This window comes from Vibrio sp. 10N.222.52.B7 (assembly GCF_041474275.1).
Lineage (GTDB): Bacteria > Pseudomonadota > Gammaproteobacteria > Enterobacterales > Vibrionaceae > Vibrio > Vibrio crassostreae_C.
Genome location: NZ_JBFRTU010000012.1, coordinates 29,546 through 41,199, shown reverse-complemented (window position 1 = coordinate 41,199; position 11,654 = coordinate 29,546). Strand labels below are relative to the sequence as shown.

Genomic DNA, 11,654 nt, shown 5'->3' with positions numbered 1-11,654 from the left:
ACAAAAACACGATTAACTTTAGTCTTCGCAAAGCCTGTGAGAAGGGGAAAACTCAATGAAATTTAGCCATAAGGTGGTTGCTGCATCATCAGCCTTGCTGCTAGTGACAGTATCATTGCTTTCAATACAACAACTTTACACTGTAAGAAGTGCAGTAGAAAACCACGTCAATGCGAGCCTGAAAGAGATGGTCTCGGGCGTGAAAAATACCGTCGTATCGGAGATGAACGCCAAGAAAGCGTTGGCTCAATCGACGACTGAAGTCATCGAGATCAACCCTGAAGATCGCGCTTACGTTAAAGAAATCTTAGAAAAGCCAAAGCTTAAAAACAGCTTCCTAGCGGTTGGTTTTGGTTATGAAGCAAACGGTTTCGTTATTGAAAATGATGATGGTTGGGATGCCGGTCCAGACTACGACCCACGAATTCGTCCTTGGTACATTGATGCTAAATCCAAAAACAGTTTAGTTGTTACCGCTCCTTATGTGGATGCATCAAGTAAGAAAGTCATCATATCAGTAGGTACTCCAGTTAAAGACAACGGCCGCTTTACTGCGGGTATGTTCTACGACCTAGAATTGACGAACCTTGCTACCTTGGTCAACCAAGTGAACTTGTTTGATGCGGGTTACCTGTTCCTAGTAACAGCCGACGGCACCACGATTGCTCACCCAAATGCGAAAAACAACGGTGAAACGCTATCAAGCTACATGCCACAAGCGACTATTCGTGAAGGCTCTCAAGAAATTGAAGTCGACGGCAAAATGTTCCTAGTTAATTTCACCCACATCCCTAGTGAAGATTGGTATATAGGTGCCATCCTGGATGAAGAGATCGCGTTCCAAACCGTTGAAGAATTGAAGAACAGCTCAATGATCTACTCGTTGATTGCAGTTATTCTCAGCATCATTGCACTGACTGTTCTGATTCGTGTGTTAATGCGTCCACTGGATGCGCTTAACCAAGCCATTCAAGATGTGGCGAGCGGTCAAGGTGATTTAACTAAGCGCCTAGATACCAACACAGACCAAGAGTTCTCTGACCTAGCGAAAGGTTTCAACACCTTTACTGAAAACCTGCAAAATCAGATCATTCAATCGAAAGCGATTGGTGTTGAAATTAAGCGTGGTACTGAAATCACGGTTAAAGGTGCAGGCGAATCAGCGAAAGCGATGAATACCCAACTGGAAGAGCTTGAACAGTTAGCGACTGCAATGAACGAGATGGCGGTTACTGCAACTGAAGTTGCAAACAATGCTCAAGGCGCAGCAGCGGCAGCCCGTGAAGCAGACGAAGCAACGCTAGACGGCACATCTGTCGTAAGTGACACCACTCAAGCGATTGATAACCTTTCAGCACGTATCGACCAAGCGGTTGCCGAAGTACAAGTACTTGAATCAGCAACAGCCAACATCGAAACAATTCTAAAAGTAATCAACGATATTGCAGACCAAACCAACCTACTGGCATTGAATGCGGCTATTGAAGCGGCGCGTGCTGGTGAATCAGGCCGTGGTTTCGCAGTCGTTGCCGATGAAGTTCGTACTCTGGCACAACGTACTCAAGAATCAACTACGGAAATCCGCAACATGATCGAGCAGCTCCAAGCGGGTGCAAGCTCAGTATCGAACGCGATGAACCAAAGTAAAGACACAGCCACTGACGCCGTTGAACGCGCTCAGCAAGCGAACTCTTCACTTGACCGTATCCGTGACGCGATTCAACGCATCTCAGATATGAACATCCAGATTGCTTCAGCGGCAGAAGAGCAGAGCTTAGTAGCGGAAGAGATCAATAACAACACTGTTAAGATCAAAGACCTTTCAACACAAGTATCAACAGCGGCCCAAGAAGCGAATACCGCAATGCAGCAGCAAACTGACAATGTTCGCCAACAAGACGAGCTATTGAATAAGTTTACGGTTTAACCAAGGTTTGGCTCAGTTGCCGTTTGGCTGAGTCGCCATTTGGTTTAGTTACCGAGCAATAGCTTAAAATAAAAAGCCCCGATTACTGATTGCCAGTAAGCGGGGCTTCTCTTTCTAGTCTATCCAAGTTAACTCGTGACAGGCTTCAATTCATTCGTCGTTAACATCATGCATTGGTTCGATTCCACCTTGATGGTTAAATCCTTACCAACACATTCAAACACATCATCCGACAGTAAATCGGTTACCGCACCAGTCCAATTTAATGAGGCTGTTTTGCTTCGCTTCGACTTGTTGATCACCACAATGCCTTTATCGCCACGGACAAACACCAACAAATCATCATTCGCTTCAACCACACGCATCGCTTCGCCATGAACATGGTTATGGAATTGAATCATGCTTTTCATGTAAGGCGCTTGCCAGTCGTTAAGCCAACGAGGCTGACCGCTCTTGTCCAGAATACCGCTGGTGCTCAGTTCACTGTAAACAAGCGGCACACCGCCGTCTCGACCAAGAATGAAAGCATGAGCCAATCGCTCATCCACTTCATCCATCACATGCTCCAAAAACACCTCGTTATTGGGAATATCATGAGTGACCGCAAACGTGATCGCTCGCATATTCGACAGAGCCTGACCAAAACAGTATGGGTTAATCAAAGACTTAAAGCTGCCCTGCTCTTCAAATGCTTTGAAGATGGTGTTGAACAACGGGAAATCGTAAGCGCCTAAGCGAGTGTGTTTAAGATAAGGCTCAAGGAACAGCTCATACTCTTCTTCTGTCGCGCCGCCATCGGTAATGATCTCACCGAAGATGTGCATTTCTTCGCAGATGTCATCCGTCCACACCTTGCGTAGGTGTGCCAGTGTCATATGCTTTGCCGCATCAATGCGAAATCCTTTCACACCAATCTCTTTCAGTGCTTTTAGGTAGGCTCTTTGTTGTGCCACCACATTATCGTTATCGAGTAGCGTTGGCAGGCCAGGATCGCTGGCGCCACCGGTAATACGCCCGTTTTGCACTTCCCACGTGTCTTTCCAGTTCTTGATACCAAACGCTTCCACGAAGTCGTTCTCATCAAAAAGAGGCTCAGAAAGGTCACCAAACAAACGTATGGATTCATAATAGTCAGCATCTTTTTGATAAGACGCCATGTCTTGCTGATTGGGATACGTTAGATCACCGCGGATACCCGATTCGTTGGCCATGTGGTTAAACACCACATCCACATAAGTACGAAGCCCATGTCGCTTTAACGTGTCGACCATCGCTTTAAAATCTTGTGTGTCACCCAACTGATTATCGATCACACGATAGTCTTGGGGCTGATAGCGTTGCCACCATTGAGTGCCAGAATTTCGATCGCAACCTTTAGGGCCGCGCAGCGATTTCATCGCCGGTGATACTAAAACAGATTTATAACCCAACTCTTGGATCAGTGGGGCGTTCTTCATTACGTCAGCGTAGCACCAGTCAAAGGCATGCAATATGACATCTGTCGCTGGTTTGCTTAACATAGCTGAACTCTCCATGTTGTTCTCCTACCAAACTCGTTTACAGCTTTTTAGAAAAGGCAAAGGCTAAAAGGCAAAGCTGCAATAAATTTCCTCAAGAATGGCATTTATTATATGAGTTACTCATTAAAAACCCTCCTCCTCCTACCAATTACTCACGGTGGATGGTTGAGGGCGTAGCACCAATTATCGCATAACGTCTGGGATGAACACTCAACCGTATTGCTTTAAAACGCGCAAAAAAGTCACAAAAAAGGAGCGTATATACGCTCCTTTTATTCAATCTATCACATATTTATTGCTAAGTTCTGTAAAGAACCTTAACCACATGCCAACCAAATTTTGTTTTCACAAGGTGTGGTACTAGCGTCTCGCCAGAGAAACAAACCTTATCAAACTGAGGCACCATTTGACCTTTTTTGAACTCGCCTAGGTCGCCGCCCTTTTTACCTGATGGACAGGTTGAATGTTTCTTCGCTAACGTTTGAAATTTAGCGCCCTTTTTAAGCTGCGTCATGATGTCTTCTGCTAGTTCTTTATGCTTCACCAAAATATGAAGCGCTGCTGCTGTTCTTGCCATGATAATTCTCAGTTTGTTGCTGCCAGTTTACTTTCGACGGTTGCTTTGAACATCGCTAATGAACTGACTGTTGTAAATCTGTTTGCCGCTAACGGCTTATCGACATAAATCCATCGACAGCCAGCGTTTAACGTGATTTTAACCCAAGAACCGCTATTCTTCACTCTATAAGCGAAAACAACTGCCTTAAAGGCCACTAAAAACCGCATCGCGACTTGCTGCGGCTTCCATTTCCCTTTAAATTAATCCTTATAAATTAAGCGCGTATTAAGTAGGAGCCACTTATGGCCAAACCGATCAGTAAAGCGAGTCAGTCACAGGGAATGTTGATGTTCAAGTTATCCCTCACTCAAAGTTTTGCGATTGGCACGCTTAAGGTCAGAGAGATCGTCCCTTTTCAGCCGATGACTCAGATCCCCTACTCTCATCATCACGTGATTGGTACAGTGACTATCCGCGACCTTACGGTTCCTGTGATTGATATGTCCGCTGCGATTGGCTTCCGTCCGATAACACCCGCTGAATACCAAGATTGCGTACTCATCGTCACCGACTGTTTAAGAACCGTTGTGGCGTTCTTGGTTCGTTCGATTGATAAGATCATTGAATGCGACTGGAAGAGTATTGAATCTCCACCCACCAGTGTGGGTCGCAATGTGTTTGTAACGGGTATTACACGTTTTGAAGACCGTATTGTGCAAATGCTCGATGTGGAACTGCTGCTTTCTAAGATCTACCCAGCTTATGAGAATGCTCATATCCCGATGCTGACCGATGTAGAAAGGGAACGTCTCAAAGCGTTGAACATCTTGTTGGTTGATGACTCGTTAATTGCACGTAAGCAACTATCTGACGCTCTAGACAGCATCAACATCCCTTATAGCATCTGTAACAATGGCTTAGATGCGATTGACCTGATGCGACGTCAAGCCAGCGCTGGCAATGCCATTGATCTTCTGGTGAGTGATATCGAGATGCCGGGATTAGATGGTTATGAGCTTGCATTTGAAGTGCAAAACGACAGCGCTTTAAGTCACGCTTACTGTATTTTGCATACCTCACTGTCCAGTGAGATCTGTGTCGACCGTGCTAATCAGGTGGGGGCGCATGAAGCGCTTGAGAAGTTCAACGCGGGTGAATTAATCGAAGCTATGCTACGCGGCGCAAAAGTCTTAAACGGCGCCTCTACGGCTGCTTAGGCTCTGTTATAGAAGCTAAACCTGGCATAGTGCTCAATGGTTTAGCTTCTTAGTCTCTTCTTTCTTCAAATCTTAATAAGAATAGAGCTAACCGTTAGTCTTTGTTTTCTGGCATAGACTTTTTCGGCATAGAGTAGCTCTTACTCACAAATTCCACTTCCTCGACTTCATTCACATGATTGGTAAAAGAGGCCAATGCATAGAGAGTGTTCGCGACTAGGTTGGCGTATTTAAAAAGAATCGGGTCTGGCGACTTTTTGCTTTCATGATGTTCAATACTCACCAAAGCTCGCACAACTTTCTTAGCCTGACAACGACACAAGTGAAGTTCACTAGACACTCGGTGTCCACCGGGTAAGACAAAGCCTTTAACCCCCCCTTCTAACTGCTCACGGATACGATGATAATCTTGCTTGAGCTCGACCAATTCAGACTCGGTGATGGCAAGCTTACCGCGCACAGAGCCATTCAAATGGTAGATGTTTGGCTGCAAGCGTTGCAGGATCTCACGAACCTGAGGCTCTAGCTCTAAAGACAACACCAATCCAACTCGGCAACAAAGTTCATCCGACAAAATCTCAAAATCACAGATAGGACTGTCTTCATAAATAAACGGGTAACAGAACTCGTCCCAATCTCGACTTACTGGTTTCACGTACCGATCCTTACACATAAATAGTCATCAAACGTCAATATACCAAACTCTTTGATTTAGACATAAAAAAGCCCTCACATTGGAGGGCTCCTAAAGAAATCGATTAAACGAGATTACTCGTTAGATACTTTTTTGTGACCTTCTTGTAGGTGAACGAAATCCACCAGATCGTCGCCTGACACTTGGTATGCCTGACCAAAGCCTTTAACGAACAGGCCGTTCTCAGCTTTAAGGTTAAACAGAGAGAAGTCTTGAAGTTGGCTCAAACCATCAATGATTTCACCAAAACGCTCTTGCATCTGGCCAATCACTTGAGTCCAAAGTTCCGTTTCACGATCTACAACACTTGCTTGAGCATCAAACGTTAAACGTTTACGTGCGTAAAGTTGCTTCGAGCTCTCTTCGTCTTCAATCATCATCAAAGAGACCTGAGGGTTCGCTTTCAAGTTGCGAGCATGACGAGCAATATCAGAAATTAGAACAAAGTAACCTTCTTGGTTCTGAACGAAAGGTGCGTAACTTACGTTCGGGCGACCTTCTTCATCAACCGTTGCAAGTTGAAGGGTACGGCGCTCTTGGCGAAACTCTTTAATTTCTGGACCTAGGCGACCTTGTAGACGTTCTTGTTTTACTTGCTGTTCCATGGGTAATTCCTTTCTTCACTTTCTCTGATTTATTATTTTTGCCCAAGGTTGAGCGATCATTAGCGAACTAAACGATCCTCGAGCATTGATGTCTTGTTTAAGCCAGTTGGCAACCCTATGTAAGATTGCTGCTGATTATTTACTGTAAATTGAACTTAAGCTTGTTCTTTTAGCGCTTTGAAGCGTTCTACTTGGTCGGCAATAAGCTCACGCTTTTCGTTGCGGCCTAGGTAAATCTTAAAAATGTTCTCACCGGTTTCACTGAAGAAGCCGAAGTAATGACTTTCACGACCCATGAACGCCTTGCTCACCAAACCGATATGTTTAACGTTATCAAGTTTAAGGTGACCATGAAGCTCGCCCTCTTTGCCCATTAGGTTGTAGTAACCACGCGCTACCTTACCTTTCGGGAATGGCGCTTTAACTTCAAAGATAGAACCAAATGAATGCACGATAGTGGTCACAGGGCCCCAACCCACTAAACCTTCTAGAATATCTTGAGCACGGCTGCCATCTAGCATTACCGCCATGTCGTTTGGAAAAGCAGCAACCACTTCAACCTCTGAAACACCTAGCTTCTCAGCAATTGCTGTTGGCAGTAGTTTTGGCTCTTCTTCTAAAATTAGAGCTACGCGTTGTTCTAGAGTTTCTGTCATTTCTAATGTTGTATCTGTCATTGAATATGTTCCGTATAAACGAGTAAGTTATAAACTAAAAATTCGATATTAAGCGTGCTTCAAACTTGCATGCGGGTGTACGCCCGAACCTGACGCTTTAGGCGCTGGGTGCATAGCTTGGTATTCAGCGTTAAGCACTTGAATCACACTCTGCGCTAGGCTTACCGCCCAAAAGCTGCCAGCAATAGTCAGGCTCAGATAATCTTCCGAAAGCTCAACTAAACCGTTCTTTTCCCAATGCGCGAACAAAGGCTTGAGGTAGTCGAACGTATCTTGCCCCATAAATCTCGGTAGCGTACTTCTTCTAACAACACCAGAATCGAAACCTGCCTTTAATGTTGAGAAGATAGGCTCTAATGAGCTTTGCTTAGTCATCATGGCAATAGGTAATTGACCTTGCTTTATAGACTCCATGTAGCTGTCTAAAGTTCGATGCTGCATCACACCATGACCGCCGATGTTGCCACCAGCGCCACAACCAATGGGTAGAACTTCGGCATAAGTTTTCGCTAAGCTGTTGTAAATGCTGCGTTCGCGGTTATCACGAGTCCAGTGGTTTACGCTCAGTTGCTTGACCTTATTTTTTGCCATGAACTCCACACCCGCCAAATACATGCTCGCCTTATCTGGCGTATTCGCAGGCGGTGGGATTTTTCCTTTCTCAACAAGATTAAGCATAGGTGCATTGCCCGCAACAATCAGTTGGTAGAGGTCAATGCCGTGTGCGCCAGTAGACATGTAGTCTTCTAAATCTTGTTGGAACACTTCCATAGATTGGTGTGGTAATCCGTATAACAGATCAAGAACGATTGGCGCTTGCTCGGTGCGGCTTAGTGAACTGATACGTTCTAGCACAACCTCTCGGTCATCTAGACGCTTAGCACTACGTCGAACCTGAGTATTGAAACTTTGAATACCGAACGAGAAACGATTGAAGCCACCTTCAAGCGCACGATCAAACATCTCGTCACCAAATCGATTGATGCGCCCTTCCAATGTCATCTCAACATCGTTTGCTAGTGGGAAATATTGACGAATCGCTTTACCCAGCTGCTCAACTTGTTGAGACGACAAATCGGTGGGAGTTCCGCCACCAATATAGACGGCGTGAAATAGTCCAGACTGAGCCCAAGGTGTTTTGGCTTTCTGCTTTAGCTCGACCATCAGTGCATCGAAATACTCATCCACTAATTTACGGCTTGCGGCATTTTGGAAGAAATTGCAGAACGTACAACGCACACGACAGAAAGGAATGTGGATATACAAGCAACGCGTATCCTGTTTTTTCCCTTCACTCAGCATCAGTTCGTCAAAGAGTTCTAACTTCTTACTGGGGTCGACCGGAATTGAACTTCCTCCGGCGTGTGCAGAATGCTTTTTCGCAAACGCAAAACGAAGCGGATCAGGGCTAGAAACGCCCAAGATTGATTCGTCAAATTTATAAATATTAAGACTCATATAATCTCTCTAAACACTTACATAGCAAAGTCTGGAAGACTATTCGCTAAAAACTGAGAGAATCATAAATACACGCAAATGATAATGCAATTGATAATTGATCTTATTTAGATTCTAAGCAATAATCCGATACAGAATTTTGATTTGGTAAAGGATTGATTGTGAACGTTCCTAGATATGTTATTGCAGGCGGTGCATCGTTAGTGATTCATGCCGCGTTGTTGTTTGTCGCTCAAGAATCCAAAGTATTTGCGATGCCTGCAGGTAGCCAATCGAACACGGTATCGATCAACTTCACTCCTAAGAGCGTTCCTTCACAAGCTCAGCAAAAAACAATCACAGAGCCAGTTAAACCTGAGCCAATAAAAGAAACCGTCTCACAAGCCGAACCAAAAACGGTTGAGCCAAAGCAAACTAAGCCAACCCCAAAGAAAAAAGCGATCACCAATAAACCTCAACCAAAGAAAGTTGAGAAAAAAGTGATTGAAAAGAAGGTTGTCGAGAAAAAGCCTGTTCAAAAGAAACCAGTGACTGAGAAAAAGGTGGTGAAGAAAGAACGCCCAGAGCCAGCCACTCAACCAGAGAAACTGGCCGACAAGAAAGTCGATAAGAATATGGACGAATCTGCCAACCAGTCTCAGGAAGTAAACCAAGGCGTATCAAACCAAGAGCCGGTTTTAGTCACTAAGCCTTCGTTCTCTGCGCGTCCTACCCCACCGAATTACCCTCGCCAAGCAAGACGTCGTGGCGTTGAAGGTGTCGCGACTTATGAGATCTGGCTAGACGCTGAAGGCAAACAAATTAAACAAGCATTAGTAAATTCATCAGGCGCGCTAATGCTCGATAACGCCGCATTAGATGCCATTAAACAATGGAAATTCTCACCTCACACTGTCAATGGTCGAGCGATTGCTCACCGAGTACAAATACCTGTTCGTTTTAGGTTGGATTAATCATGCAACAAATCAGTTACTTACAAGATCAACTTGGCTTAATGACTTGGCCTCTTCTTATCTGCTCAGCATTAACAGCAATGATCATCGCTGAACGTGTCTTCCAAGTCATGTTCAGCATTGGTGTGGGCAAACGTGCCATTCGTCGTGAGCTTAACCAAATTTCACCAACCAACAGTAAAGAGATTGAAGCGCTTGCTCAGTCGATTTCAGGTAAACGCCCGCTACTGTACAAGGGCGTGTCAATGTTGCTTGCTCACCACTCTTTCTCAAAAGGGCTACGTGAAGATGCTGCTGGAATCTGGCTACAAGAAAAACGCCACCAGCTTCATGCCGGGTTAAGACTGCTTGGTTTGATCGGCGTGATAAGCCCACTCATCGGCTTGCTTGGTACGGTACTTGGTCTTATTGAGATGTTTAAAGGCGTTGCCGCGACAACAGGCAGCATCACGCCTAATGATTTGGCAGATGGTCTTGGATTAGCAATGCGAACCACAGCAGCAGGTTTAATGATTGCGCTTCCAGCTATTTCTGGTGCTCAGCTACTCGGGCTATGGGCCGATCGAGTGCTAGCTCAATTGGAGCATACATTGAACTATGTGAATGTGTGGTTAGAAGGCATGTCGATTCAAACCAATCAGTCAGATGATACTCAAGGTAAGCCTGTCAACAAAACCTCTATCGGTGATGTGAGCCAAGCATGATTAAAACGCCCCACTCATCTCACACACAGAGCCTAGCGCCGGACTTAACACCGCTGCTCGACATCATTTTTATCGTGATGGTTTTTCTATTGCTTACGGCATCAGTAAAGCTGGAGTCACTGGAAGTTGAGCTGCCAAGCTCGGATGTCAAAAACGTTTCTGAAGTCCACAAGGATTCGATTAGCGTCAATATTTTAGACCGCGAACCCTACTGGGCAATTAACGGCCAAGAATACATCGACTGGGAAAACTTCAAGATTGCGCTGTTAGAAGAAACTGGCTCAACGGATAAAAAACCGATCATCATTGGCGCGGATAAAGCCGCCAACGTTGAAAACTTAGTGAAATTGCTGTCATTCCTTCAAGAGAACGGAATACCAGCGACTCAACTGCTCACGGACGATGGTTAGAACAAGACTCAATTTTTATGAGGCCTAGCGTTTATGAAATTTGGGTCCTGATAGCTAAGACCAAATAGACAGAACTAAGCCTCTCTATCGATTCGAACTCACAATGCGAACGGACTGCTCACTGAGTATCTTCGCGATACAAAAAGAAAATATAAAGAACTTATTATGAACAACTTAAACGTGCTCAATAAATTAAAGACCAAGACACATCTCCTTTCAGTTGCCGCTATGAGCTTGGCACTTAGCGCACCCGCAATGGCCAACGACGCTGGACAACCTCGAATCATCAGTGCCGGCAGTGCCGTTACTGAATTGGTTTTGGCATTAGGTGCTGAAGAGCAGCTAGTCGCGATTGATGTGACCAGCCACTTTCCTCAAGCAGAAAACCTGCCAAAGATTGGTTATCACCGAAACCTGTCAGCGGAAGGCTTACTTGCCCTAGAACCGACCACGTTGATTGGCTCAGATGAAATGGGGCCAGACAACGCGATTTCTCAATTGAAATCGGCGGGTGTCGATGTAGAGATCGTCAATACCGAAGCAAATGTTGAAGGGCTGTTAAAGCGTATTGACCAAATCGCCAAGATTACCCATACCGAAGCACACTCACAGCAAGTTAAAGCTGAAGTAAATCAAAAGATTGCTGCACTGAAAGCGAACCAAGTACCAAGTAACGAAGCGAAGAAGGTACTTTTCCTATTGCTGCACGAAGGTCGCCCTGCGAACGTTGCTGGCGGTGAAACGTCACCAAACGCGATCATTGAATTGGCTGGTGGTGTGAACCCTGCCGCCCAGAGCCTAACCTCTTACAAGCCACTGTCGATGGAATCACTGGTAGAAATGCAACCCGATGTGATTTTAGTCAGCGGTCGTAGTTACCAAAAAATGGGCGGTGCTGATGCCATCCTGAAATCGCTACCTATGTTAGCG

12 protein-coding genes are annotated in these 11,654 nt (G+C 45.2%); 6 read left to right on the top strand and 6 right to left on the bottom strand.

Annotated elements, in window-relative coordinates:
- Positions 1-55 precede the first annotated feature (55 nt).
- Positions 56-1,927 carry a methyl-accepting chemotaxis protein gene (locus tag AB4512_RS05200; RefSeq protein WP_017062748.1) on the top strand — a complete coding sequence of 624 codons (1,872 nt, stop codon included), beginning with the start codon at positions 56-58 and terminating at the stop codon, positions 1,925-1,927.
- 128 nt (positions 1,928-2,055) lie between these two features.
- On the opposite strand, the gene AB4512_RS05195 is transcribed toward AB4512_RS05200, so the two are convergent.
- Entirely contained in the window at positions 2,056-3,462 is a 1,407-nt protein-coding gene (locus tag AB4512_RS05195) for an alpha-amylase family glycosyl hydrolase (protein WP_017062749.1), read from the bottom strand.
- A 283-nt stretch (positions 3,463-3,745) separates the two neighbouring features.
- A complete protein-coding gene (gene ppiC, locus AB4512_RS05190; RefSeq protein WP_258185064.1) occupies positions 3,746-4,027 on the bottom strand; it encodes a peptidylprolyl isomerase PpiC in 282 nt (93 codons plus the stop codon).
- 281 nt (positions 4,028-4,308) lie between these two features.
- On the opposite strand from ppiC, the gene AB4512_RS05185 reads away from it, so the two are divergent.
- A complete protein-coding gene (locus AB4512_RS05185) occupies positions 4,309-5,223 on the top strand; it encodes a chemotaxis protein (protein ID WP_017062751.1) in 915 nt (304 codons plus the stop codon).
- 94 nt (positions 5,224-5,317) lie between these two features.
- On the opposite strand, the gene AB4512_RS05180 is transcribed toward AB4512_RS05185, so the two are convergent.
- From AB4512_RS05180 to hutW, 4 genes are all read right to left on the bottom strand, one after another.
- Positions 5,318-5,878, bottom strand: a complete 561-nt coding sequence (locus tag AB4512_RS05180; RefSeq protein WP_017062752.1) for an ATP:cob(I)alamin adenosyltransferase — start codon at positions 5,876-5,878, stop codon at positions 5,318-5,320.
- Between the two features lie 113 nt (positions 5,879-5,991).
- Positions 5,992-6,522 (bottom strand): heme utilization protein HutZ, encoded by a 531-nt coding sequence (hutZ, locus tag AB4512_RS05175; protein WP_081229408.1) that lies wholly within the window; start codon positions 6,520-6,522, stop codon positions 5,992-5,994.
- 155 nt (positions 6,523-6,677) lie between these two features.
- Entirely contained in the window at positions 6,678-7,199 is a 522-nt protein-coding gene (gene hutX, locus AB4512_RS05170) for a heme utilization cystosolic carrier protein HutX (protein WP_372174560.1), read from the bottom strand.
- A gap of 48 nt (positions 7,200-7,247) precedes the next feature.
- On the bottom strand, positions 7,248-8,657 hold the full coding sequence (gene hutW / locus AB4512_RS05165; protein ID WP_017062753.1) for a heme anaerobic degradation radical SAM methyltransferase ChuW/HutW: 1,410 nt from the start codon (positions 8,655-8,657) through the stop codon (positions 7,248-7,250).
- Positions 8,658-8,818: 161 nt separating this feature from the next.
- Here hutW and AB4512_RS05160 point away from each other — a divergent pair, with 161 nt between their 5' ends.
- The 4 genes from AB4512_RS05160 to AB4512_RS05145 all read left to right on the top strand — a co-directional run.
- Positions 8,819-9,610: an energy transducer TonB gene (locus AB4512_RS05160; RefSeq protein WP_102321339.1), complete on the top strand. Its 792-nt coding sequence runs from the start codon at positions 8,819-8,821 to the stop codon at positions 9,608-9,610.
- A gap of 2 nt (positions 9,611-9,612) precedes the next feature.
- On the top strand, positions 9,613-10,314 hold the full coding sequence (locus AB4512_RS05155) for a MotA/TolQ/ExbB proton channel family protein (RefSeq protein ID WP_102321338.1): 702 nt from the start codon (positions 9,613-9,615) through the stop codon (positions 10,312-10,314).
- A complete protein-coding gene (locus tag AB4512_RS05150) occupies positions 10,311-10,724 on the top strand; it encodes a biopolymer transporter ExbD (protein ID WP_017062756.1) in 414 nt (137 codons plus the stop codon). Before AB4512_RS05155 ends, AB4512_RS05150 begins: the two co-directional genes overlap by 4 nt.
- 165 nt (positions 10,725-10,889) lie before the next feature.
- On the top strand, positions 10,890-11,654 hold a 765-nt coding region (locus AB4512_RS05145; protein WP_372174558.1), incomplete at its 3' end, for a hemin ABC transporter substrate-binding protein.